The 24,641-nt window shown below is 71.7% G+C and carries 19 protein-coding genes; 2 read left to right on the top strand and 17 right to left on the bottom strand.

The window, feature by feature from the left end; all coding sequences use genetic code 11:
- The first annotated feature begins 36 nt into the window (after nt 1–36).
- On the top strand, nt 37–963 hold the full coding sequence (locus tag DEJ09_RS11640; protein WP_375537958.1) for an A/G-specific adenine glycosylase: 927 nt from the start codon (nt 37–39) through the stop codon (nt 961–963).
- On the opposite strand, the gene rbfA is transcribed toward DEJ09_RS11640, so the two are convergent.
- The 12 genes from rbfA to DEJ09_RS11580 form a co-directional block, all read right to left on the bottom strand.
- Complete coding sequence (gene rbfA / locus DEJ09_RS11635; RefSeq protein ID WP_110864589.1) at nt 960–1,436, bottom strand: 30S ribosome-binding factor RbfA; 477 nt, start codon at nt 1,434–1,436, stop codon at nt 960–962. The two genes, DEJ09_RS11640 and rbfA, sit on opposite strands and share 4 nt — an antisense overlap.
- A gap of 113 nt (nt 1,437–1,549) precedes the next feature.
- Nucleotides 1,550–4,402, bottom strand: a complete 2,853-nt coding sequence (gene infB, locus DEJ09_RS11630; protein WP_110864590.1) for a translation initiation factor IF-2 — start codon at nt 4,400–4,402, stop codon at nt 1,550–1,552.
- 74 nt (nt 4,403–4,476) lie between these two features.
- Nucleotides 4,477–4,788, bottom strand: coding sequence for a YlxR family protein (locus DEJ09_RS11625; protein ID WP_111088741.1), 312 nt, complete (start codon nt 4,786–4,788; stop codon nt 4,477–4,479).
- Nucleotides 4,789–4,856: 68 nt separating this feature from the next.
- On the bottom strand, nt 4,857–5,852 hold the full coding sequence (nusA, locus tag DEJ09_RS11620) for a transcription termination factor NusA (protein WP_071414715.1): 996 nt from the start codon (nt 5,850–5,852) through the stop codon (nt 4,857–4,859).
- A gap of 143 nt (nt 5,853–5,995) precedes the next feature.
- Nucleotides 5,996–7,747, bottom strand: coding sequence for a proline--tRNA ligase (locus tag DEJ09_RS11615; protein WP_111088740.1), 1,752 nt, complete (start codon nt 7,745–7,747; stop codon nt 5,996–5,998).
- A gap of 695 nt (nt 7,748–8,442) precedes the next feature.
- Complete coding sequence (ispG, locus tag DEJ09_RS11610; protein ID WP_171907786.1) at nt 8,443–9,597, bottom strand: flavodoxin-dependent (E)-4-hydroxy-3-methylbut-2-enyl-diphosphate synthase; 1,155 nt, start codon at nt 9,595–9,597, stop codon at nt 8,443–8,445.
- Nucleotides 9,598–9,653: 56 nt separating this feature from the next.
- Nucleotides 9,654–10,214 carry a cysteine hydrolase family protein gene (locus DEJ09_RS11605; RefSeq protein ID WP_111029244.1) on the bottom strand — a complete coding sequence of 187 codons (561 nt, stop codon included), beginning with the start codon at nt 10,212–10,214 and terminating at the stop codon, nt 9,654–9,656.
- Nucleotides 10,211–11,683: a cytosine permease gene (locus DEJ09_RS11600; RefSeq protein ID WP_111029243.1), complete on the bottom strand. Its 1,473-nt coding sequence runs from the start codon at nt 11,681–11,683 to the stop codon at nt 10,211–10,213. The genes DEJ09_RS11605 and DEJ09_RS11600 overlap by 4 nt, the downstream gene beginning before the upstream one ends.
- Before the next feature lie 24 nt (nt 11,684–11,707).
- Nucleotides 11,708–13,042, bottom strand: a complete 1,335-nt coding sequence (locus DEJ09_RS11595) for an RIP metalloprotease (protein ID WP_173034034.1) — start codon at nt 13,040–13,042, stop codon at nt 11,708–11,710.
- A 128-nt stretch (nt 13,043–13,170) separates the two neighbouring features.
- Nucleotides 13,171–14,283, bottom strand: a complete 1,113-nt coding sequence (gene dxr, locus DEJ09_RS11590) for a 1-deoxy-D-xylulose-5-phosphate reductoisomerase (RefSeq protein ID WP_111029241.1) — start codon at nt 14,281–14,283, stop codon at nt 13,171–13,173.
- A gap of 2 nt (nt 14,284–14,285) precedes the next feature.
- Complete coding sequence (locus tag DEJ09_RS11585) at nt 14,286–15,257, bottom strand: FKBP-type peptidyl-prolyl cis-trans isomerase (protein ID WP_111088739.1); 972 nt, start codon at nt 15,255–15,257, stop codon at nt 14,286–14,288.
- A gap of 6 nt (nt 15,258–15,263) precedes the next feature.
- Nucleotides 15,264–15,773, bottom strand: coding sequence for an OsmC family protein (locus tag DEJ09_RS11580; protein ID WP_111088738.1), 510 nt, complete (start codon nt 15,771–15,773; stop codon nt 15,264–15,266).
- 34 nt (nt 15,774–15,807) lie between these two features.
- Between DEJ09_RS11580 and DEJ09_RS11575 the strand changes: the two genes are divergently transcribed.
- Nucleotides 15,808–16,800, top strand: coding sequence for an asparaginase (locus DEJ09_RS11575; RefSeq protein WP_111088737.1), 993 nt, complete (start codon nt 15,808–15,810; stop codon nt 16,798–16,800).
- A gap of 85 nt (nt 16,801–16,885) precedes the next feature.
- Here the strand turns inward: DEJ09_RS11575 and DEJ09_RS11570 are convergent, their stop codons facing one another.
- The 5 genes from DEJ09_RS11570 to DEJ09_RS11550 form a co-directional block, all read right to left on the bottom strand.
- Entirely contained in the window at nt 16,886–17,680 is a 795-nt protein-coding gene (locus DEJ09_RS11570; protein WP_111088736.1) for a hypothetical protein, read from the bottom strand.
- Between the two features lie 65 nt (nt 17,681–17,745).
- The gene (locus DEJ09_RS11565; RefSeq protein WP_111088735.1) at nt 17,746–19,734 is read right to left on the bottom strand and encodes a zinc-ribbon domain-containing protein; all 1,989 of its coding nucleotides are present in this window, start codon (nt 19,732–19,734) and stop codon (nt 17,746–17,748) included.
- Nucleotides 19,731–22,208 (bottom strand): DUF3488 domain-containing protein, encoded by a 2,478-nt coding sequence (locus tag DEJ09_RS11560; protein WP_111088734.1) that lies wholly within the window; start codon nt 22,206–22,208, stop codon nt 19,731–19,733. Before DEJ09_RS11560 ends, DEJ09_RS11565 begins: the two co-directional genes overlap by 4 nt.
- Nucleotides 22,205–23,518, bottom strand: a complete 1,314-nt coding sequence (locus DEJ09_RS11555; protein WP_071404615.1) for a DUF58 domain-containing protein — start codon at nt 23,516–23,518, stop codon at nt 22,205–22,207. Before DEJ09_RS11555 ends, DEJ09_RS11560 begins: the two co-directional genes overlap by 4 nt.
- Before the next feature lie 98 nt (nt 23,519–23,616).
- Nucleotides 23,617–24,588: a MoxR family ATPase gene (locus tag DEJ09_RS11550; RefSeq protein ID WP_027465773.1), complete on the bottom strand. Its 972-nt coding sequence runs from the start codon at nt 24,586–24,588 to the stop codon at nt 23,617–23,619.
- Between the last annotated feature and the right edge of the window lie 53 nt (nt 24,589–24,641).

Genomic DNA, 24,641 nt, shown 5'->3' with positions numbered 1-24,641 from the left:
GTCGAGGTGAACGCGAGTCGGGCCTCCAGACCGGATGTGGACAAACCGACCGCGCGACGCGGTGTACAGGAGCCGGCCACGCCGGAACGGCCCGACATCGCGACCCCGCTGATCGCGTGGTTCCGGCAGCAGGCGCGGGACCTGCCGTGGCGCCGCCCCGGCTTCCCCGCGTGGGGGACGCTCGTCAGCGAGATCATGCTGCAGCAGACGCAGGTCGCGCGCGTGGTCCCCCGACTGGAGGCGTGGCTCACCCGGTGGCCGACGCCTCGCGACCTCGCGGACTCGCCCCCGTCCGAGGCGGTGCGAGCCTGGGACCGGCTCGGCTACCCGAGACGCGCGCTCGCGCTGCACGCGGCGGCGACCGCCATCGCGAACGACCACGGCAACGTCGTGCCGCGCGACGTCGACGCCCTGCTCGCTCTGCCGGGCATCGGCGACTACACCGCCCGCGCCGTCGCGGTCTTCGCGTACGGCGACCGGCACCCGGTCGTGGACGTCAACGTGCGCCGCGTGCTCGCACGTGCGGTCCTCGGCCAGGGCGAACCCGGGCCGGCGAAGGCGAAGCAGGACCTCCCGCTCATGGAGTCCGTGCTGCCGGCGGACCGCGACGACGCAGCTGCCACGAACGCCGCCGTGATGGAGCTCGGCGCGCTCGTGTGCGTTTCCCGCTCCCCCGCGTGCGATGCGTGCCCGATCGCGGACCGCTGCGCGTGGCGTGCGGCCGGGTACCCGGAGCACGACGGGCCGAGGGCTCCGCGGCAGGGGAAGTTCGCCGGCAGTGACCGCCAGGTGCGCGGCCTGATCATGGCCGAGCTGCGCGCCAGCGACGTGCCGGTCACGCGGTCCGAGATCGAACCGGTGTGGCCGGACGCCGACCAGCGGGACCGGGCGCTCGCGTCGCTCCTGCGTGACGGACTGGCCGTCGGGGACGACGCGAGCGGCTACCAGCTGCCCGGGGTCTAGGAACGCGGCTCGGCGGAACCGTCGGTCTCGGCCGCGTCGTCGTCGGCGTCGTCGTCCTCGTCGCGCTTGTACGGGTCGGCGTCCCCGGCGTACGTCGCACCGACCGAGGCTGCGCGGACCTGCTCGTCGCGCACCTGGGCCTGGACGAGCAGGTCCTCCATGTGCGCCGAGGTCTCGGGCAGGGCGTCGGCGATGAACTCGAGCGACGGCGTGAGCCGGGCGGTGATGTTCTTGCCGACCTCGGACCGGAGCATGCCGGTCGCGGCCTTGAGCGCCGCGGCGGAGTCCGCACGCTCCTCATCGGTGCCGTAGACGGTGTAGAAGATCGACGCGTGCTGCAGGTCACCGGTCACACGGACGTCGGTGATCGTGACGAACCCGAGTCGCGGGTCCCGCAGACCCTTGTCGAGTCGACGTGCGACGACTTCCTTGATGCGGTCCGCCATCTTGCGTGCGCGCTGCGGATCGGCCATTGGGTGCCTCCTGAGGCAGTGGCGGGACGCTTCCCGCCGGTGGTCCTGCGTGGGAAAGGGGTCGGGCCCCGGCCTCCCACGTGGGGAGGCCGGGGCCCAGAGGAGTCACGCGATCAGTCGCGCGGCTTCTCGACGAGTTCGGTCGTCTCGACCTCGTCGCCGATCTGGATGTCGTTGAACTTGCCCAGACCGATACCGGCTTCGAAGTCCGTGCGGACCTCGGTCACGTCGTCCTTGAAGCGACGCAGTGACTCGATGGCCAGGCCATCGGCGACCACCACACCCTCGCGGATGACGCGCGCCTTGGCGTTGCGCGTGATCGTGCCGGAGCGGACGATGACACCCGCGATGTTGCCGAACTTCGAGGAACGGAACACCTCGCGGATCTCGGCGACGCCCGACTGGACCTCTTCGTACTCGGGCTTGAGCATGCCCTTGAGGGACTGCTCGATGTCGTCGAGTGCGTTGTAGATGACCGAGTAGAAGCGCACGTCGATGCCTTCGCGCGCCGCACGCTCACGGGCCTTGACGTCCGGACGGACGTTGAAGCCGATGACGATGGCGTTGTCGATCGTGGCGAGGTCGATGTCCGACTCCGTGATCGCACCGACACCGCGGTGCAGGATGCGGAGCTGGACGCTGTCGTCGACCTCGATGTCCAGGAGCGACTGCTCGAGTGCCTCGACGGCACCGGAGACGTCACCCTTGATGATGAGGTTGAGCGACTCGACCTTGCCCTCTTCGAGCGCACGGGTGAAGTCCTCGAGCGAGATGCGCTTGCGCGACTTCGCCAGCAGGGCGTTGCGCTCGGCGGCTTCACGCTTCTCAGCGATCTGACGCGCCGTGCGGTCCTCTTCCGTGACGAGGAAGGTGTCACCGGCGCGGGGCACCGAGGACAGACCCTGCACCTGGACCGGGCGGCTCGGCGTCGCAGCCTTGACCGCGACCCCGTTCTCGTCCGTCATCGCACGGACTCGACCGTAGGCCGTGCCCGCCACGATGGCGTCACCGACGTGGAGCGTGCCGGACTGGATGAGGACCGTGGCGACTGCACCGCGACCCTTGTCGAGCCGGGCCTCGATCGCGACACCACGGGCGTCCTTGTCGGGGTTCGCACGCAGGTCGAGACCGGCGTCCGCGGTGAGCAGCACGGCGTCCAGGAGCTCCTGGATACCGATGTTCTGCCGCGCCGACACGTCGACGAACATGACGTCGCCGCCGTACTCCTCGGCCACCAGGTTGTACTCGGTGAGCTGCTGGCGGACCTTGGCGGGGTTCGCGCCTTCCTTGTCGATCTTGTTGACCGCGACGACGATCGGCACACCGGCCGACTGCGCGTGGTTCAACGCCTCGATGGTCTGGGGCATGATGCCGTCGTCCGCCGCGACCACGAGGATCGCGATGTCCGTCACCTGGGCACCACGGGCACGCATGGCCGTGAAGGCCTCGTGACCCGGGGTGTCGATGAAGGTGATCGGGCGGTCGATGCCCTCGTGCTGCGCGACGATCTGGTACGCACCGATGTGCTGGGTGATGCCACCGGCCTCGCCCTCGACGACCTTCGAGTTGCGGATCGCGTCGAGGAGGCGGGTCTTGCCGTGGTCGACGTGACCCATGACGGTGACCACCGGCGGCCGCTGCTGCAGCACGTCGTCGTCTTCGTCCTCGAGTTCTGCGTCGAGGTCGATGTCGAAGCCCTCGAGGAGCTCCTTGTCCTCGTCCTCGGGCGAGACGATCTGGATCTTGTAGCCCAGCTCGTCACCGAGGACCTCGAACGTGGCCTCGTCCAGGGACTCGGTCGCGGTCGCCATCTCACCGAGGTGGAACAGCACCGTCACGAGGTTGCCGGGCATGGCGTCGATCTTGTCCGCGAAGTCCGAGATGCTCGCACCACGACGGAGTCGGACGACCGTGTTGCCGTCGCCACGAGGGACCTGCACACCGCCGAGCGACGGGGCCTGACGCATCTCGTACTCGGCGCGCTTCGTCCGCTTCGACTTGCGGGCACGGCTCTTGCCACCACCGCGACCGAACGCACCGGCGGTACCACCACCGGGGCCACGACCACGGCCACCGCCACCGGCGGGACGCGGGCCGCTGAAGGCCGGACGCGGGAAGCCGCCACCGGCACCGCCGCCGGCACCCGGACGGGCACCGGGGCCGCCACGGCCACCACCCTGGCCCGGGCGCTGCCCGAAGCCGTTGGGACGGTTGCCCTGACCGGGACCACCCGGACGCGGAGCACCCGGACGGGGCGTGCCCGGACGCGGGGGCTGCGGACGCGGGATGCCACCGCCACCGGCTGCGCCGGCGGCCGGGCGCTGGCCCATGCCCTGGTTGGACGAGTACGGGTTGTTGCCGGGGCGCGGCGGGCGCGAGCCCATGCCCTGGTTCGACGAGTACGGGTTGTTGCCCGGACGTGCACCGGGCTTGGGGCCACCCGGCTTCGGACCGGCTGCCGCGGGAGCCTTCGGGCTGGTGCCCGGCTTCACGGCGTCGGACTTCGGAGCAGCGTCGGTCGACCCGCCTGCCTGCTCGGCGGCCTGCTTCTCAGCGGCCTGCTTCTCGGCACGGGCCTTCTGCGCGGCCTCGGCCTCGGCCTGTCGCTGGGCGACGGACTTCGGTGCGGCCGGTGCGGGGACGTCGGCAGCGGGTGCTGCCGGGGCCTCGGGCTCGGGAGCCGGTGCCGGACGAGCCGGACCCGGACGGGGACCGCCGGGCTTGGGTGCACTCGACTTCGGCGCGCTGGCCTTGGCGGGTGCGCTCGGCGCGGAGGCCGAGGCGGCGGGCTTCGCCGCGGGGGCGCCGTCTGCCTGGAGGGCGGCACGGAGCTTCCGTGCCACGGGGGGCTCGATGCTCGAGCTGGCACCCCGGACGAACTCGCCGAGCTCCTTGAGCTTCTCGAGTGCGGTCTTGCTGTCGACGCCGAGTTCGCTTGCGATCTCGTGTACGCGTGGTTTAGCCACTGTTCTCCTTCACGGGTCCCACCCCGTGAAGGGGCAGGACTCAATGGATGACGGGTCTCATTTCGAGCCGCTCATCAGTTGTCCATAAGCCGTTCAGCCTGTTCTGTCATGTCCGGGCGCTCGGCCGGTTCCTGTGGGAGACCGACGATGTGGTCGAGCACCGCGGACGTGTCGGGATCGCGATCCAACCGGAGCGCACGGCGGAAAGCCCTGCGCTTGACGGCCAGATCGTAGGCATCGACGGTCGGTGTGAGCCACGCTCCCCGGCCCGGCATGACTGCCTTCGGATCCGCCACGACACGGCCATCGCTCAGGGCGATGACTCGGAGGAGGGAGGATCGGGAAGCGCGACGACGACTGCCGATGCACGTTCTGACGGGAACCACTCTACTCCTTGCCTCGGACGTGCGCGATCCGGCGCGCCCTCGCAGGGCGCGCCGGGAGCGAAATCGTCCTAGTCCTCGCCGTCCAGGATGGAGTCCGGCTGGATGTCGATGCGGGCACCGGTGAGCTTCGCGGCGAGGCGGGCGTTCTGCCCCTCCTTGCCGATCGCGAGCGACAGCTGGTAGTCCGGCACGAGCGCGCGGACGGCCTTCGTCGAGGCATCGAGCACGAACGCGCTCGTCACCTTGGCCGGCGACAGGGCGCTCGCGACGAACGATGCGAGGTCGGACGAGTAGTCGACGATGTCGATCTTCTCGGCACCGAGCTCGTTCGTGACCGCACGGACACGTGCGCCGAGCTCGCCGATGCAGGCACCCTTCGCGTTCACGCCGGGCTCGTTCGCCTTGACGGCGATCTTCGTGCGGTGGCCGGCCTCGCGGGCGAGCGAGGTGATCTCGACGACACCGGACGCGATCTCCGGGACCTCGAGTGCGAAGAGCTTCCGGACGAGGCCCGGGTGGGTGCGCGACACGATGATCTGCGGGCCCTTGTTGCCACGGGCGACGCTCGTCACGTAGACGCGGATGCGGGAGCCGTGCTTGTACGACTCCCCCGGCACCTGCTCTTCGGGCGGCAGGATCGCCTCGATCGTGCCGAGGTCGACGTGCACCATCTTCGGGTTCGGGCCCTGCTGGACCACGCCCGCGACGATGTCGCCTTCCTTGCCGCGGAACTCGCCGAGGATCTTGTCGTCGCCGATGTCGCGCAGGCGCTGGTTGATGACCTGCTTCGCCGCGAAGGCCGCGATGCGTCCGAAGTCGCTCGGCTGGTCGACGGCTTCACCGATGACGGTGCCCTCGTCGTCGAGCTCGGGGACGTAGACGCTGACCTCGCCGGACTTGCGGTCGAGCTCCACACGCGACTGCGCGTGGGCCGGCTCGCCGTTCTCGTCGGCGTGCTTCTGGTAGGCGGTCAGGATGGCAGATTCGATGATCTGGACGAGCTCGTCGAACGGGATCTCCCGCTCGCGCTCCATGAGTCGCAGGACTGCGAGATCGATCTTCACCGAGGTGCCTCCGTATTCAGATGAGTCGCTCCTGCGGGGTGGAACTGCGCAGAAGTCGGCCACAAGCGTACCCCAGAACCAGGAGGCGGACAGGAGGCCCGTGGCGGCGTCGCCACGGGCCTCCTGTCCATCAAGGGTCGCGTCTAGATCGCGCGGACCGCGTCGAGCAGGTCGGCCACCGGCACGTCGCGGCGGTCGCCGGTCGCGCGGTCCCACAGCTCGACGACGCCCTCGGCGGCGCCGCGGCCGGCGACGACGACGATCGGCATGCCGAGCAGCTCGGCGTCACGGAGCTTCACGCCGGGCGAGACCTTGGGGCGGTCGTCGTACAGCACGTCGAACCGCTCGCCCTCGAGCTCGGCGACGACGGACGCCGCCAGCTCGTAGGCGACCTGGTCACGGCCGGTGGCGACGATGTGCACGTCGAACGGCGCGACGTTCTTCGGCCAGACCAGGCCCTTCTCGTCGTTGTGGGACTCGGCCAGGATCGCGAGGATGCGGGTCACGCCGATGCCGTACGAGCCCATCGTGACCGTCGCGAGCTTGCCGTTCTCGTCCTGCACCTTGAGACCGAGCGCCTCGGCGTACTTGCGACCGAGCTGGAAGACGTGCCCGATCTCCATGCCGCGCGCGGTCTCGAGCGGGCCCGAGCCGTCCGGGGACGGGTCACCCGCGCGGACGTCGGAGACCTCGACGACTCCGTCGGCCACGAAGTCACGGCCGGCGACGAGGCCCGAGACGTGCACGCCGCGCTCGTTGGCGCCGGTGATCCAGCTCGTGCCGTCGACCACACGCGGGTCGACGAAGTAGCGGAGGCCGGTGGTGCTGTCGGCGCCGAGGACCTGCGGGCCGATGTAGCCCTTCACCAGGCCCCGGTGCTTCTTGAAGTCGTCGTCGCCGGCGGCCTCGACCTCGGCCGGGGCGAACGACACCTCGGCGCGCTTCAGGTCGACGTCACGGTCACCGGGCAGGCCGACGACCACGACCTCGCGCGTGCCGTCGAGGTGGGTGAGCGCCAGGACGACGTTCTTCAGCGTGTCCGCCGCGGTCCACGGTGCACCCTCGCGCGGCGCGACCTGGTTGGCGTGGGCGACGAGCGTGTCGATCGTCGGGGTGTCCGACGCCGGCAGCAGCACGGGCTCCGGCTGGCCCTCGATCGGCAGCGACTCGGGGACGGGGGTGACGTACGCCTCGACGTTGGCCGCGTAGCCGCCGGCGCTGCGGACGAAGGTGTCCTCGCCGACGCCGATCGGGTGCAGGAACTCCTCGGACTTGGAGCCGCCCATCGCGCCGGCGTCGGCCTTGACGATGACGTAGTCGAGGCCGAGGCGGGCGAAGATCTTCTCGTACGCGTCGCGCATGACCTGGTAGCTGCGCTCGAGGCCCTCGTCGGTGAGGTCGAACGAGTACGCGTCCTTCATGGTGAACTCGCGGCCGCGCAGGAGTCCGGCGCGGGGCCGGGCCTCGTCGCGGTACTTGTCCTGGATCTGGAACAGCGTGACCGGCAGGTCCTTGTAGGACGAGTACAGGTCCTTCACCAGGAGCGCGAACATCTCCTCGTGCGTGGGTGCGAGCAGGTAGTCGGAACCCTTGCGGTCCTGCAGGCGGAACATGCCGTCGCCGTACTCGGTCCAGCGGTTCGTGGCCTCGTACGGCTCACGGGGCAGGAGCGCGGGCAGCAGGACCTCCTGCGCACCGGCTGCGACCATCTCGTCACGGATGATCGCCTCGATCTTGGCGCGCACCCGGAGGCCGAGCGGCAGCCAGGCGAAGATCCCCGGGGACTGGCGACGGACGTACCCGGCGCGGACGAGCAGCTTGTGGCTCGTCACCTCGGCGTCGGAGGGGTCGTCGCGGAGCGTACGGAGGAACAGATGCGAAAGCCGTGTGACCACGGGGCAAGCCTAGTGGCGGCGGGCCGACGGTGCGGGTTCGCTGCGGTGTGCCCGCCGCTGGGCGCGAGCGGCGCCGCTCGGCACGGTGCGCGGTTCGCCGGCCCGTGCGGCGGCAGCCGCTCCGTGCGCGCCTGCAGGCTCGCACCGGGCGATCAACCCGGCGGCCGCTCACGAAGTCCGCACCGTGCGGAGGGGATGCGCGTCGAGCAGCCGCGGCCGGCCTCCGAGCCGGTCCGCGGTGCGTCGCCCGCGTCGCGGGCGCCGCCGGCGACGCGGAGCGGAGCCGCACCGTGCGAGGTTCGCTGGCCCGTGGGGCGGCAGCCGCTGCGTGCGCGCCTGCAGCCTCGCACGGGGCGGTCAATCCGGCGGCCGCTCGCGAAGTCCGCACCGTGCGGAGGGGACGCGCGTCGAGCAGCCGCAGCGGGCCTCCGGGCCGGTCCGCGGTGCGTCGGAGGCGCGTCGCGGGCGCCGCCGGCGACGCGGAGCGGAGCCGCACGGTGCGAGGTTCATCGGCCGGTGCGGCGGCAGCCGCTGCGTGCGCGCCTGCAGGCTCGCACCGGGCGATCAACCCCGCACGGAAGCGCGAAGCACGCACCGTGCCGACCGGCGCTGGCGCCGGCACCAGCACCGCACGACGACGGACCGGAGGCCCGGTGCCAGCTGGCACCGGGCCTCCGGTCGGAGGGTGGTCGCGCCTACGGCGCCATGATCACCTGGGGCGTGCCGGTGGCGGCGGCCGGACCCATCTCGTCCGCGATGCGGTTCGCCTCGTTGATGAGGGTCTGGACGATCTCGGCCTCGGGCACGGTCTTGACGACCTGGCCCTTGACGAAGATCTGCCCCTTGCCGTTGCCCGAAGCGACGCCGAGGTCGGCCTCGCGCGCCTCGCCCGGGCCGTTCACGACGCAGCCCATGACGGCGACGCGGAGCGGGACGGTCATGCCCTCGAGCCCCTTGGTGACGTCGTTCGCGAGCTGGTAGACGTCGACCTGCGCGCGACCGCAGCTCGGGCAGGAGACGATCTCGAGCTTGCGCTCGCGCAGGTTGAGCGACTGCAGGATCTGCAGGCCGACCTTGACCTCTTGCGCGGGCGGGGCGGAGAGCGACACGCGGATGGTGTCGCCGATGCCCTCGGCCAGCAGGATGCCGAACGCGGTGGCGCTCTTGATCGTGCCCTGGAACTCCGGGCCGGCCTCGGTCACGCCGAGGTGCAGCGGCCAGTCGCCGGCGGCGGCGAGCTGCCGGTAGGCCTTGACCATCACGATCGGGTCGTTGTGCTTGACCGAGATCTTGAAGTCGTGGAAGTCGTGCTCCTCGAACAGGGAGGCTTCCCACACGGCGGACTCGACGAGCGCCTCGGGGGTGGCCTTGCCGTACTTCTGCAGCAGGCTCGGCTCGAGCGACCCCGCGTTCACGCCGATACGGAGCGAGACGCCGGCGTCCTTGGCGGCCTTGGCGATCGCGCCGACCTGGTCGTCGAACTTGCGGATGTTGCCCGGGTTGACGCGGACGGCGGCGCAGCCGGCGTCGATCGCCTGGAAGACGTACTTCGGCTGGAAGTGGATGTCGGCGATCACGGGGATCTGCGACTTCTTCGCGATGATCGCCAGCGCGTCGGCGTCGTCCTGCGTAGGCACGGCGACCCGGACGATGTCGCAGCCCGAGGCCGTGAGTTCGGCGATCTGCTGCAGCGTCGCGTTGATGTTGGTGGTCTGCGTCGTGGTCATCGACTGCACGGACACCGGGGCGTCGCCGCCCACGAGCACCTTGCCGACCCGGATCTGCCGCGACTTGCGACGCGGAGCGAGGGTTTCGGGGGACTTGGGCATACCGAGGTTGACTGCGGGCACGTGAGCACTCTACGCGCTCGGTCTGACCGTGCCGGGTCCGGTCCCCGTGCGTCTGTTCAGAGCTCCCTGACCGAGTCGACGACCGTGATGAGCGGGGCGTAGAGCCGCATCACCGCGAGCGCGCGGTCGTGGTCCTCGTCGGTCGCGCCGGCGCAGGCGTCCGCCACGACGGTCACCGTCGCACCCGCGTCGGCCGCCGCCAGCGCGGTCGACAGCACGCAGCAGTCGGTCGAGACCCCCGTGAGCACCAGGTGCGGGTGGTCGCCGACGACGGCCTGGAGGCTCGTCCCCCACTTGCCGAAGGTCGGTTCCGTCACGACGGGGTCGTTCCGGTCCGCGGCGGCCGACGCGAACGGCTCGGTGAGCGCGTACAGCGGGTCGGTGTCCGGGACCAGTGCGAAGGGCCAGTCGCGGTAGTACGGCACCCACGCACCCTCGGGCTCCGCCGGAGCCACGAAGCGGGTGAAGACCGTGCGGCCCGTGAACCGCGGGAGGAGCCGCTCGATGCCGGCGCCGGCGTGGTCGTACCGCGGGGCGGCCCACGGGTTCTCGCCGGTGAAGACCTGCTGCATGTCGATGACGACGAGCCAGGCGTCGTCGGGGATCTCCGCGCTCATCGCAGGTCGTCCGGCGTGGCGAGTGCTTCCTGGCGGCGGATCGAGCCGCGAGCGAACAGCAGCGTGCCGAGGAACCCGACGACCAGGGCGACGAGGACGCCGAGGTTCGCGTAGGCCCACGGCCCCTCGCGGCCACCGAGGCCGAACGGGCCGAGCAGGTAGCCCTGCCACGTCAACCACGCGGGCGACGAGAGCGTCACGAGTCCCCAGCCCAGGGCCGTGCCGACCAGGACCAGCGCGATCGCGCCCCACCGGACGTCACCGTAGCGGCCGCGGCGGTCGTCGAGCTCGGCCTCTGCGTAGGCGCGTCGGCGCAGCAGGACGTCCGCGACGAAGATGCCGGCCCACACCGCGATCGGCACGCCGAGGGTGATCAGGAACGCCTGGAACGGCTTCGCGAAGCTGGTCGCGAAGAAGGCGATGTACACGGCGCCGGCGACCATGAACGCTCCGTCGACCCCGGCTGCGACCGGCCGCGGGATCTTCACGCCGACGCTCAGCAGCGCGAGGCCCGACGAGTAGATGTCGAGGACCGCTCCCCCGACGAGCCCGAGGATCGCCACGATCGCGAACGGGATGAGGAACCAGATCGGCAGGATGGTGGTGAGCGCGCCGATCGGGTCGTCCTGGATGGCAGCGTTCAGGTCCGGCGACGAGCCGGCGAGCAGGACGCCGAAGACCACGAGGATCGCCGGGGCCAGCGCGCCGCCGAAGGTCGTCCACCCGACGACCCCACCGGTGGACGCGGCCCGCGGCAGGTACCGGGAGTAGTCGGCAGCAGCGTTCACCCAGCCGAGGCCGAAGCCGGTCATCACCAGGACCAGGGCCCCGATGACCTGCTGACCGCTGCCGGAGGGCATCGCGGCGATCGCGGCGAAGTCGATGGAGGGCACCGCGAGCACGATGTAGACGACGGTGAGCACCCCCGTGATGACCGTGATCCAGGTCTGCAGGCGCATGATCACGTCGAAGCCCGCGACGCCGGCCCCGACCACGAGCGCCGCGACGACGACCAGCGCGACGACCTTCGTCAGCACCCCGCCGTCCCAGCCGAGCTCGGTGAAGACCGTGGAGGTCGCCAGGACCGCCAGTGCGGCGAGCGAGGTCTCCCACCCGACGGTGAGGATCCAGCTGAGGAACGAGGGCACCCGGTTGCCCCGCACGCCGAAGGCCGCACGACTCAGCACCATCGTCGGCGCCGACCCCCGCTTGCCGGCGATCGCGACGACGCCGCACAGCAGGAACGAGAACACCACCCCGACGACCGAGACGGCGGTGGCCTGCCAGAAGGAGATGCCGAACCCGATGACGAATGCCCCGTAGGCGATGCCGAGGACGGAGATGTTCGCGGCGAACCACGGCCAGAACAGTCCCCGTGGGGTGCCCTTCCGATCGGACTCGGCGATGACGTCGAGGCCCTGGCGCTCGACGGTGCGAACCTCGGGAGGGTTCGGGGCGGCTGTGGTCATCCGCTGAGCGTAGCGCCGGAGCGACTACCCGAACAGGTTCACCGGCCGCACGATGTCGGCGTAGATGAGCAGCGCGCTCATGCCCGCCAACAGCACCACGACGACCATCGTCAGCGGCATCGTCTTCGCCAGGTCGATGGGCCCCGGGTCCGCCTTGCCGACGAGCTTGAACGACCGTCGCTTGATCGCTTCCCAGAGCGCACCCGCGATGTGTCCGCCGTCGAGCGGCAGCAGCGGCACCATGTTCAGCACGAACAGGCCGATGTTGAGCGAGGCCAGCAGCCCGAGGATCGTGTACGCCTTGTCGACGACGGGGACGCCGCTCATCGACGAGACCTCGCCGATCGCGCGGCCCACGCCCACCACCGACACGGGGCTGTCCTGCGACCGCTCCTGGGCACCGAACGCGGCGTTCCACACGGCGACCAGGCGCTGCGGCAGGTCGATGATCAGGTGCGCCGACGCCGCGATCTGGGCGCCGGTCGCGGGCAACACCTCGGCCGGGGACTGCCGCACCAGGGACTGCCCGATGCTGACGCCGACCACGCCGACGCGCTGGGTCTTCGTGGTGCCGTCGTCGTTCTTGACGACCTTGCCCTCGGCGTCGTAGACGTCGCGGGTGGCGGTCGTCGGGGTGATCTCGAGGGTCTTGCGGGCACCGTCGCGCTCGACGACCACGGTGACCTGCTCACCGGCGGACTCCTGGAAGACCTCGGAGACGCGGGTGATCGTGGGGTCCTGCTCGCCGTTCACCGAGAGCACGACGTCGCCGGACTCGATGCCGGCCTGCTTCGCCGGGGACACCGCGTCGCCGGGCGAGCACTCGGTCGTCTGGCTGTTCGGCAGCACGCACCCGACGCTGGACGTGAAGGTCGTCGTCGGTGCCCCGAACCCGCACAGCAGCACACCGAACAGCACGATGCCGATCACCAGGTTCATGGCCGGGCCCGCGACCATCACGATGATCCGCTTCCACGGCGTCAGGCGGTAGAAGGCGCGCGAGTCGTCCCCGCCGGAGTCCGCGATCTGCTCGGCGCTGGCCTGGCGGGCGTCCTGCACGAACGCGCCGTACATGCCGGTGTTCGTGATCGCGTTGGCACGGCCCGAGGCGCGCGGCTTGAGCATGCCGACCATCGAGATGTACCCACCGAGCAGGATCGGGCGGATCCCGTACTCGGTCTCACCCCGCTTGAACGACCACATCGCCTTGCCGAAGCCCAGCGAGTACTGCGTCACCTTGACGTTGAAGAGCTTCGCGAAGGACAGGTGCCCCAGCTCGTGGAGTCCGATCGAGACCAGCAGGCCGATGATGAAGACGACCACGCCGAGGACGAAGAGCAGGACGGATTCGACGGTCACCGGGAAAGAGTACGGGACTGATTCCATGACGGAGCCGAGCGCCGTCTGAGAGGTGATCCGGGCCTCCAGGCCTGTGCGTCACGTCCGCGGTCTGCCGCCTCCGCGTCGGACGGGAGGCGCGACTCGCGTCAGCGGGTCAGCGCGCGGTCCGCAGCGGTGCGGGCCCACTGCTCCGCGGCGAGCACGCCGTCGAGTGACGGCTCCCCCGCGGTGTGCTCCTCGACGACGCGCTCCACCGTGTCGACGATGTCGAGGAAACCGATCGCACCCGCGTGGAACGCGGCGACGGCCTGCTCGTTCGCGGCGTTGAACACGGCCGGGAACGTGCCGCCCAGCTCGCCCACCCGCTTGGCGAGGGCGACGGCGCCGAAGGCGTCCTGGTCGAGCGGCTCGAACGTCCACGTGCTCGCGGTCGTCCAGTCGAGCGGCACGCCGACGCCGGGCACCCGGTCCGGCCAGGCCAGGCCGAGCGCGATCGGCAGACGCATGTCCGGCGGCGACGCCTGGGCGATGGTGGAGCCGTCGACGAACTCGACCATGGAGTGCACGATCGACTGCGCGTGCACGGTGACGTCGATGCGGTCGTACGGCACGTCGAAGAGCAGGTGGGCCTCGATGACCTCGAGCCCCTTGTTGACCAGGGTCGCGGAGTTCGTCGTGACGACGAGACCCATGTCCCAGGTCGGGTGCGCCAGTGCCTGGGCGGGGGTGACGTCACGGAGCTGTTCGCGGGTGCGCCCACGGAACGGACCGCCACTCGCCGTCAGGACGAGCCGCTGCACCTCGGCGTCGGCGCCGGAGCGCAGCGCCTGCGCGATGGCGGAGTGCTCGCTGTCCACGGGCACGATCTGCCCGGGCGCCGCGGCCTGCTGCACGAGGGAGCCGCCGACGATCAGGCTCTCCTTGTTCGCGAGGGCGAGGGTGGCACCGCTCTCGAGCGCCGCGAGCGTCGGGCCGAGGCCGACCGAGCCGGTGATGCCGTTCAGGACGACGTCGGCCTCGACGCTCCGGACGAGCTGCTCCGAGTCGGCCGCGCCGAACGCCGTGTCGCGGACGCCGAACCGGGCAGCCTGTTCGGCGACGAGGTCGCGGTTGCTGCCGGCGGTGAGCCCGACGACCTCGAACCGGTCGGGGTTGCGGGCGACCACGTCGAGCGCCTGGGTACCGATCGACCCGGTGCTGCCGAGGACGACGATCCGCCGACGGTCCGGACCGGTGCTGCCGAGGCGACCGTCCGTCACGGTCAGCCCTTGGCGAGGATGTCGACCACGAAGACGAGCGTGGCGTTCTTCGGGATGCCCGAGCCTTCCTGCGGGTTCGCACCGTAGGCGTCCTCCGGGGTGGCGACGATCAGGACCTGCGAGCCGACCTTCTGCCCGACGAGTCCGGTGACGAAGCCCTTGATGAGCGCGCTCTCCGACACGGTGAAGGTGGTGGGGACACCCTTCGACCACGAGGAGTCGAACTCCTTGCCGGTGTCGTAGACGACGCCCTTGTACTGCACGAGTGCGGTGTCGCCGTCGGCGATCTCGGTGCCGTCGCCCTGCTTGAGCACCTCGACGGTGGTCTTCGTGGGCGCCTTGACGCCGTCCGGGACCGTGATCTCCGGCTCGCCCGAGGCCTTGTCCTTGACCGTGGGCAGGCCCGGGTCCTGGTCCTGCGGGGTGCCGGTCGCCTTGGTCGGGGTCTGCGCGACGACGTCGGCGACCACGACGATCTCACCGCCGGTGTTGAAGCCGAGTGCGGAGGACTGTCCGACCGCGGCGACGCGGTCGCCCACCTTCGAGCAGGCGAGGAGCGCACCGAAGCCCGATCCGCCGACGGAGAGCACCTGCGGGTTGCCCTCGTCGAATCCGACGGTGCCGAGCTTCTTGGCGTCCGATGCCTCGTACACGCTGTAGGAGACCTGCGCGTAGTCGCCCTCGTCGAGCGCCGCGCCCTTGCCCTTCACGAGGCGGGTGGCCTGCGGAGTCTTCGCGGACAGGCCGGACGAGAACTTCACGGTCGGGGCCTTCGGACCACCGAACGACCCGGTCGCCTTGACGGCATCGGACGACTTGCCCGGGTCGGGGCAGGAGGTGATCGCCGAGGCCGTGGCACTGGCCGACGGGGTCGGCGAGGCCGAGGACCCGTTCGAACCGGAGCCGGAGCAGGCGGCGAGTCCCAGCACGACGGCGGGGACGATGGCGATCGGGAGCAGGCGGAGACGCTTCACGAGGACCTAGTCTGCCCCACCTGTCGAAGAGTCCGCTGCCAGTGACGCAGGTCGGACGACCAGCTGCGGCTCGTGGTGCACCGGGAACGCCACGGACCGCGCGATGAAGCAGAGCTCGTTGGCGGTGACGTGTGCTGCTTCGGCGTCCGCGACCCGGTCGGCCTCGAGGATCGTGACGACCGGGTGCAGGGTCGCCTCGGTCAGTTCACCCGAACCGTCGCGGTTCAGGCGGAGCGACGCGGTCGCGGTGTCCTGGTAGTCGACGACGGTGAAGCCCTTCGTCACCGCGACGTGCAGGTAGCTGAGCATGTGGCACTGGGCCAGCGCCGCGACCACCATCTCCTCGGGGTTCCAGCGGTCACGGTCCCCGCGGAACGTCGGGTCGGCGGAGCCGGGGACGTCGGGCTTGCCGGTCGCGGAGACCACGTGTTCGCGTCCGTAGTCGCGGTACCCCGAGGTGCCGGTCCCGCGGTCGCCGGTCCAGCTGACGGAGACCTCGTAGGAGTGGTCGTGCACGGGTGCGCCCCTTCGCCTTGGCTAGCATGGCGGCATGACGGTGAGCCCCGAAGTCCGCAGTGATCGCCATCCTCTCACCGCCGACGGTTCCGTCGAGCTGGCGGTGCTCGAACGCTCAGGGTTCGACGAGAGCCGACACGTCGGCGCCGGCGTCGTCGTCGACGCGAGCGGCACGGTGATCGACTCCGTGGGCGACGTGACCGCGAGCATCTACCCGCGTTCCACCATGAAGCCGTTCCAGGCCCTGGCCGTCCGACGTTCCGGTGCGCTGTTCTCCGACGAGGAACTCGTCCTCACCACCGCGAGTCACGCCGGCACCGCGGCGCACCAGGCGCTCGCCCTGCACATGCTCGAGTCCTTCGACCACGTCGAATCCGACCTCGGCTGTCCGCCCGACATGCCCTTCGACCGCGGGACCGCCCGCACGATGGACGGCCCCCGCCGCCTGGCGATGAACTGCTCCGGCAAGCACGCCGGCATGCTCGCGGCCTGCCGGGTGAACGGGTGGGACGAGGCCACGTACCTCGACATCGAGCACCCGCTGCAGCAGCGGGTGCGTTCCGTCGTCGAGGAGTACACGCACGAGACCGTCGACCTGGTCGGTACGGACGGCTGCGGCGCCCCCGTGTTCCCGCTCACCCTGACGGGGTTGGCACGCGGGTTCGCCGGTGTGGTGGCACGGGCCGACGACGACTCCGCTGCGCTGACCGACGCGGTCCTGGCGCACGCGTGGGCGATCGACGGCGTCGGACGCGCGAACACGGTCACCATCGAGCGACTGCAGGTGCTGGCGAAGCTCGGTGCCGAGGGCGTCATGGTCATGGGGTTGCCCGGAGGTGCGGCCGTGGCCGTGAAGGTGCTCGACGGCTCGCAGCGGGCCGGCACCCTGGCGGCCCTGGCGCTGCTCGAGCGGAACGGGCTCGTGGCGTCGGACGGGGTGGCCGAGGTGCTCGAGGTGACCGGTGAGCGGGTGCTCGGCGGTGGCGTGCCCGTCGGCGCGGTGCGGGTCGGCGCCGGGTTGCGCTGATCGTTGCTCGGCGCTGGTCAAGCGTGGGCGCTGATCAAGCGGCGGCGCTGGTCATCGCTCGGGGCTGGTCATCGACCGGAGCTGGTCATCGATCGGCGCTCACCGGGTCGGGGACGAGGACCGGCAGCGCCGGGGACACCCGGACGACCGCGTGGTCGTCGGGTCGACGGACGGAGCAGCCGTACCGTGAGACCTCGACGGTGACGTCCTGCTGACGAGGCGCCGATCCGAGTCCGGCCACGAGCACCACGGAGCCGTGCGGTCGGCCGTCGGCACCCATCCGCACCGCGACCGAGGTCCCCGACGGCAGGGCGTGCACTGACAGGGTGCTCGCTGCCCGGGTGCTCGCTGAGCGGGCGCTCGAAGCTGGATCGGCGCTGCCGGTCGCCACAGTGTCGAGGACCTCGGGAGCAGCGGCCCAGCGCAGGTCCTCTTCGGTGTGGACGGCAGCGGCTCGGAGCTGCTCGGCGAGCCCGCGGAACACCGCGACGGCGAGTGCTCCGGCACCGACGACCACGACGTGGGACGCGGCGTCGACCCGGAGCACGCGGCCGCCCGGACCGTGACCGAGGACGAGTGCCGGTGTGCCGTCGCCGTCCTCGGGAACGGTGCCCGTCAGTGTTTCCGGCGCACCGAGCGATTCGGACTCGGCAGGCTGGTCGGGCCCGGGCGGCGCGACGACCGCGACCGGGTCCGGGTCCGGGTCCGGGTCCGGGTCCGGCGAGGCTGAACGGTGCAGCACCACGTCGACCAGGGCGCAGCACGCACCCGCGCCGAGCAGGACGCCCTGCCCCGCGCCGCTGATGGGCGCGAGGACCCCGGCCACGACGAGCGCGACCGCGGCCCCCACGATCACGCAACGTGCGGTGAACCGGGACATGACCCCATCGCACCAGGAACGAACAGCTCAGCGCTGGCCCGGGACCCGATCTGTGGAGAAGTCGCCTACTGCACCAGGAAGAACTGCTCACCGATGTCGACGCGGGCACCACGCTCGACGCGGTACCGGCGACCGGGCTCGCAGCGGCGGATCGATCCGTCGATGTGCCGGACGACCGTGCCGTTGCCGGAGAACCGGTCGGAGACCCACAGGTCGTCGCCGTCGCGGCCGAGCTCGAGGTGCGTCTTCGACACGGACTTGCCCGGGTCGTGCACGGTCAGCAGGTCGTCGTAGCGCTCCCCCGGCTGCGGTCGCGGCAGCCGGCCGAGCAGGCCCGTGCCGTGGACGCCGAGCCGCTCACCCGTGCTGAAGTGCAGCACGAACGGTGCCCGGGTCGGGGTCTTCGCGACGATGCGGGTCTCGTCGACGTCCTCGTCGAGGTCGTCGAGCGCGCCGGCCGCTGCGGGCGACTCCGACCGGTCGACGGGCGGGAGCGGCAGCGCGGGTCCGGTCGCTCCCGGGATCGGGGGCAGCGGTGCAGCGGAGGGCACGCCCGCGGTGTCGGCGGACGGTGCCGAGGAGGGGACGGTGGCGGAACCGGGCACCGGCGGGATCGGCGTGCGCGGCACGGCGGACGCCTCGGTCGGCGGATCGGGCTCGGTCACCGGGGCAGCGTGCGCCCCGCGGGGACGTCGGCCGGCATCGGACTGCTCGACCTCGGCGCGGAGGGACTGGTCGTCCACCGGGATCTCGTCGTCCGGCTCGTCGCCTGCAGCGCGCTCGTCGGACTCGTTCGAAGCCGCGGGCTCGGCGGAACCCGCGTCGGGCTCGTCCGGCTCGTCCGCAGCGTTGCCCGCGTCGGGGGCCTGCGTGCTGTCGGACTCCTCTGCTGCCCAATCGGGTCGGGTCATCGGCAGCGGCATGACCGGGCCGGTGAAGGCCGCGGTGACCGCCGGACGGACGGCTCCGCACTCGCCGCAGAAGATGTCGTCCGGTTCGAGACGGTTGCCGCAGACGTGGCAGATGGTCGTCTCGTGCATGCCCGGGGTGACGAGCGGGGCCGGACGGGGCGGTCGACGGTCGATCAGCGGCTCGACCACGGCGGTGTCCCCGGGCTGCGGGGGCGACACGACGGGCGGCTGGTCGTCGGTGGCGCTGGTCTCCGACGCCGCCACGATCGTTTCGTCGGGCTCCGGCTCGGAGGCGTCCCGGGCACCCTGTGCGTCCCGGGGTTCCTGTGCATCCTGTGCGTTATGGGGTTCCTGTGCGCCGCGTTCGTCGGGCGCAGGAGCCGCAGCGTCCTGCTCGCCAGCAGGTTCGGCGGGTGCTCCCGGCATCGGCGGGACGACCGGATCGGCCGGCGCCGCGGCAGCCGGGGTACCGCGACCGACCCACCAGGACGGACCGGCGGGTGCCGCCGGGGGTGCGGTGGCAGCGGGCGGCGCCCACACCGGAACGGAGGGCTCGGCAGCGGGCGGCGGCTCGACGGGCTGGGACTCGACGGGCTGGGACTCGACGGGCTGTCGCACCGCCTGGTCCGACACCGACGACGGAGCATCGCGGATCGGGTCCTCGGGCGTCTCGGGGCGACCGGGAGCCGGGGCGATCCGCGTGCGCTCGGGGTCGTCCGCATCGAGGGGTTCGGACGGGTACGCGTCGGGGTCGAGGGGAGGCTCGGACTCGCCCGGCGCACCCGACCAGTCCTCGAGCCCGGAGCCGGCACCGTGCACATGGGAGGGGGCCTGGCGCGGCGCGAAGTCATCAGGACGCTGCACCGGCACGGGTGCCAGCGGTTCGGTGCCGCGACGGTCGGCACCGGTGAGCCACGCACGCGTGGCGGGATCGAGCGTGGCTTCGGGCAACCAGGCGTCGGAAGCCGGGTCGGACCGTCGGCCGTGGGCGTCGGGCTGCTGCAACGGTGGCGGCGGTGCCTGTTCGACGGGGGTCGGCGCGACCGGGCGACGGCTCGCGGCGGCGGTGACCGCGCGACCGCACTCACCGCAGAAGATCGCTCCGTCCGGGAGCATCGATCCGCAGTGTTCGCATCTGATCACGTGGTGCCTCTGTCCTCACTCGGCCGTCCACGACGCTCGTCCGGCCTCTGGACATCGTAGTCGCCGCGCCCCGACGCAGCCTGGCGGTCGGTCCTCCGACGGGACCGTGCCGTCGGACGGCGTCCCGTTCCCCGCAGGGACCGGAGCGAGACGGCGGTGCGGAACCGCTCCCGCTTGGTCCGCCCTGTCCGGAGCGAACCGATCGCATCGTCGGTCGCCGCCCACATGCGGTCGGCGGTGGTCTGGTCGGCGTCACTCGGACCGAACACCGCACGGTCGGCCAGCGCGGCGAGTCCGGTGCCACCGTCGCCCGGTGCACCGACCACGGCTTCGCGTCGGGTTGCTGCCTGCCGCACGTCGTGCCCGCGGTCGAGCAGTGCGTCGCGGTACTCGTCCCAGGCGCCGACGATGCGGCCGCGGGGCGTGGTGGCGTTCCGCCGTCGGCGGCGCCGCAGTCGCTTCAGCAGCACGATCACGGCGAACGGCAGCAGGACGAGCGCGACCACGCCGAGGGTCCCGAGGGCCCAGGGCAGCACCGCGAGCAGGATCTGGAGCCAGAGCGGCTGCACCGGCGGCGTGTTCCGGTCGCTCTCGGGGGGCGTCTGCTGGTCCTGGTCCTGTCGGTCGGCCGGGGGCGGTGGCACCACCGTCTCCGGTCGGGTGACCGGCTGCGGGGTCTGCTGCTGCTCGTTCGGGATCTCGCGCACCTCGGGGTTGGGGTTGAGCATCACCCATCCCCACTGCGCGGTGTCCACCTCGATGCGGGCCGTGACGTCGGACCCACGGAAGGTCGTCGTCCCGCCACGCGCTGCGGTGCCGTCGCGGCCCGAGTCTCCCCCGGCCGTGAAGCCCATCACGACCCGTGCCGGGAACCCGATCTCGTCCGCCATCAGTGCAGCCGCCGCGGCGTACTGCTCCTGGTCCCCGATCATCAGGGGTGCGGTGAGGAGCTCCTGGACACGGTCGGCACCGTGACCGGACCGACTCATCCGGTCGTCGCCGACGCCGTGGCTGACGTACCCGTTCCGTTGCAGGGACTGCACCGCGGCGAGGAGCTTCGCACCGGGTGCCGACACGTCCTTCGTCGTGGACTCCACGGTGTCGCGCACGGCGTCGGGGACGTCCCGTGCGGTGGGCACGACGGCGCTCCCCGGGCGCGCGGTGGCCAGCTGGCGTTCCGTCGGCTGGTCGGGCAGCACCGCCGTCAGGTCGTAGGACGTGCCGTCCCCGACTCCGCCGACCACGGCGCCGGTACCGGTCGATCCGTTGTAGAAGAAGGCGCCGCGCTCGTCGTCGGCGTCCTGCCCGGTGAACTCCACGCGCTCCAGGTCACCGACCGTCGGCAGCCACACCCCGCGGTACCCGTCGACCGTCACACCGACGTCGACCGTGGTGCCCCGGACGCCACGGACGTCGACCGCGGTCGGCACACGTTCGAAGGTGCCCGAGCCGGCCGAACCGTCGGCCCCGCCGACGCGGTAGACGACGCCGTCGTAGGTGTCGAGCGTCGCGATGCGCACGAACCCGCCCTCGGGCAGGCCGGTCACCCGGAGCTGGGTCGCGTCCGAGGCGGTGGACTCCTCGTAGGCGCGGAACCCGCTGAGCGGACTGACGTAGTCGCGTGGGTCGAACGGCTTCACGACGTCGGTGCGTGCGACGGTGCGCTCACCCGACGGAGGTGCCACCAGGCCGAGTCCGGTCGCGACGACCGCCGCGGCCACGATGGTGCCGGTTCCCACGAGGGCGGGGCGGACGATCGACCGCGCGACCGGCACGCGTGCACCGATGGTGGTCGCCACCGCGACGGCGCGACGCGCGTGCCGCACGGTCAACGCCCAGACGAGGGCGAGGCCGACAAGGACGACCGCCGTCACGATCGACGTGTCGAGCCGGCTCGGCCCGACGACGACCCCCACCGAGAAGAGCACCAGTGCCGGGATGCTCGCGAGTTCCTGCCTGGAGGCGCGGGTCGCCACGCTCACGGCGGTCACCGCCGCCACGAGCAGCGTCACGAAGTAGGGCACGAGGAGTGCCTCGTAGGAGCCCACCGGCAGGCTGATGGTCACCAGCTGCTTCCAGCCGAGGGCGACGCCGGCGAAGAGGTCGAGGAGGCCGCGTCCGGTGGGCAGCAGGCCGTTGGCCTGACTCGGCACGGCGGCGGGGACGCCCGTGAGCGTGAAGGCGGCGACGGTCGCGATCGCCACGACGGCCGTCGGGAGCCGGAACAGGGTGCCGAGGAGCGCGACGACCGTCCCGATGACGATCGCGGTCACCGCGGCGGTGATCATCGCGCCGTCCCGGTACACCGGCCACCAGGACGTGCTCGCGACGGCCAGCAACAGCCAGACCGCCAGCGTGCCGCCGGCGAGCCGGAACGGCACGAGCCGCCGTGCGTCGCGACGGTCGGAACGCCGGGTCGAGCGCCTCGCCCGGTCCTGTGCCGGAGCCGGGGTGGTCACGGGTGCGGCGCTCATGCTGCCGACGCCGATCGGTGCAGGGCGTGCCGGAGGTCGTCCAGGTAGCCGATGGTCATCACCGTCAGACCCGCGACGCGCAGGAACCGCGGCTGGGCCTCGGGCTCGCAGATCACCGCGACGACCTCCACCCCGACGGGGAACCGCGTGGCGGCGAGTCGGAGCGCGGGCAGGCCGACGGTCGACCCCACCACGAGGAACGCGACCGAGATGCCCTCGGTGTCGCTCCCGACGATCCGGGAGACCTCGGCGATCGGCAGGCACGCGTCGGCGAGGCCGACCGAGGCGAAGTCGTCGAGCAGGCGCGTCGGCGTGACGGTGGGGAGCGTCCGCACGGCGTACACGGCACGCTTCGCGAACTCGGGCGTGCGCTGCGACACCACGACCGAGACCTCACGGCCGTCGCGGATCGCCCGCGCGCCGAGGGACGCGGCCGCGCTGACCGCGAGCTCGAACTCCTCGTCGTCGGCGAACTCACCGCGGGCGATGCCGAGCGCGACGACGAGGTGCGAGCGACGGGTGTCCTCGAACTGCCGGACCATGAGCGCGCCGGACTTGGCGGTCGACTTCCAGTGGATGGTGCGCGGATCGTCGCCGGGCATGTACTCGCGGATGGCGTGGAAGGCGATGTCCGCGGGCGACAGGTCCGTCGTCGCCTGCCCCTCGAGGTCGCGCACCAGGCCGGTGCTCGTCGACGGGATCGCGATGGTGCGCGGGTGCACGATGACCTGCTCGCGTGCGGTCCAGACGAGTTCGCGGCGGACGAGTCCCACCGGGTCGGCGCGGACGCCCGTCACGGGACCGACGTCGAGCACCCCGCGGCGGAGCGTCGGGACGGGGACCTCCCGCTCGAAGGTGCCGTGCGGCCCGATGGCCGGGATCGCGACGTCGACCAGGCCGGATCCGACCGGCACCTCGACGGTGGTCGGCACCGACGGCAGGCGTGTGGGGTTCTCAGCCGTGATGATCACGCCGGCGTCGTCGCCGACCGCCACACGGTGCTGCGGCAGCCGCATCCGGATCGCCAGCCGCGACCGGCCGATCAACGCCACCGCGGCGACCACCGCGAGCACGGCGCCGGCGAACCCGACGACGACGATCTCCCGCAGGCCGAACCGGTAGCCGGTCACGAACGCGACGAGCGTCAGGGCGGCGACCGTCCACCCGAGCCCGGTGACGACGGACGAGACCTCGCCCCAGAGACGCAGGACGAGCCTCCAGGCCGTTGCCCAGAGCCGGACGATCCCGATGACCGCATCCGCTGCGACGCCCTCGCGGTCACCGACGATGCGCGTCCGGACGTTGGTCATGCCGGTGACCGTTCCCGTGCGCTCGTACGCCGTCGTGCCACGACGCGACCGCGTCGAGGACGGACGGCGCGAGCGCGTGGAGACGGGCCGGCGGTCCGTCACGTCGTGACTCGGTCGGCGGGCGGCGGGGTCTCCACCAGGAGCTGCGCGATGACGCTCGGTGCGCTGACGCCGTCGAACTCGGCCTCGGCGTCGAGCACCAGGCGGTGCGCGAGGACCGGGACGGCCAGTGCCTTCACGTCGTCCGGCGTGACGTAGTGGCGACCGCTCAGCGCCGCGAGGACACGGGAGGCACGGATCAGGCCCATCGCCCCACGGACGCTGACGCCGAGCCGGACCTCGCTCGCCGAGCGGGTCGCGTCCACCAAGCGCGCGACGTAGTCGGCGATCACCGCGTCGACGTGCACGGTGCGCGCCAGGGCGGCCATCTCGGTGATGGTCGCGGCGGGCACGACGCTCGCCAGTGGGACCGACGCCGACGGAGCCGACGAGGTCTCGAGGATCTTCACCGTCGCGGCGTGGTCGGGGTAGCCGATGGACGTCTTCATGAGGAAACGGTCGAGCTGCGCCTCGGGCAGACGGTACGTGCCAGCCTGCTCGATCGGGTTCTGGGTCGCGATGACCATGAACGGCGCGGCGAGACGGTGGTTGACGCCGTCGACCGTGATCGCGGACTCCTCCATCGCTTCGAGCAGCGCGGACTGCGTCTTCGGGCTCGCACGGTTGATCTCGTCGGCGAGCACGATGTTCGCGAAGACCGGCCCGCGGTGGAAGTCGAACTCCTGCGTCCGCTGGTCGTAGACGCTGATGCCGGTGATGTCGCCCGGCAGCAGGTCGGGGGTGAACTGGATGCGGTTCGTGGTGCCCTGCACGCTCTGCGCCATCGCCCGGGCGAGGCTCGTCTTGCCCGTTCCGGGGACGTCCTCGAGGAGCAGGTGCCCCTCGCTGAGCATCGCCGTGACCGCGAGGCGGATCACGAACGTCTTCCCGAGGAGCACTTGCTCGACGTTGGTCACGATGCGGCCTGCGACGTCGGCGAACCAGGTGGCCTGCTCCGGGGTCATGCTCATGCGGGGTTGTCCTTCGGTCGTGGCGGGAGGTGTGCGGCGGCGCAGTCACCGTC

Origin of the sequence: Curtobacterium sp. MCLR17_055 (assembly GCF_003234305.1) — a bacterium.
GTDB classification, from domain to species: Bacteria; Actinomycetota; Actinomycetes; order Actinomycetales; family Microbacteriaceae; genus Curtobacterium; species Curtobacterium flaccumfaciens.
This window is presented reverse-complemented; position numbering and strand designations above follow the sequence as displayed.

Coding starts and splice junctions, on each gene's coding strand:
- rbfA (WP_110864589.1), bottom strand. CDS start 1,436: ATGGCCGATCCGCAGCGCGCACGCAAGATGGCGGACCGCATCAAGGAA.
- DEJ09_RS11605 (WP_111029244.1), bottom strand. CDS start 10,214: ATGAGCGCGGAGATCCCCGACGACGCCTGGCTCGTCGTCATCGACATG.
- DEJ09_RS11600 (WP_111029243.1), bottom strand. CDS start 11,683: ATGACCACAGCCGCCCCGAACCCTCCCGAGGTTCGCACCGTCGAGCGC.
- DEJ09_RS11575 (WP_111088737.1), top strand. CDS start 15,808: ATGACGGTGAGCCCCGAAGTCCGCAGTGATCGCCATCCTCTCACCGCC.
- DEJ09_RS11570 (WP_111088736.1), bottom strand. CDS start 17,680: ATGTCCCGGTTCACCGCACGTTGCGTGATCGTGGGGGCCGCGGTCGCG.
- DEJ09_RS11560 (WP_111088734.1), bottom strand. CDS start 22,208: ATGAGCGCCGCACCCGTGACCACCCCGGCTCCGGCACAGGACCGGGCG.
- DEJ09_RS11555 (WP_071404615.1), bottom strand. CDS start 23,518: ATGACCAACGTCCGGACGCGCATCGTCGGTGACCGCGAGGGCGTCGCA.
- DEJ09_RS11550 (WP_027465773.1), bottom strand. CDS start 24,588: ATGAGCATGACCCCGGAGCAGGCCACCTGGTTCGCCGACGTCGCAGGC.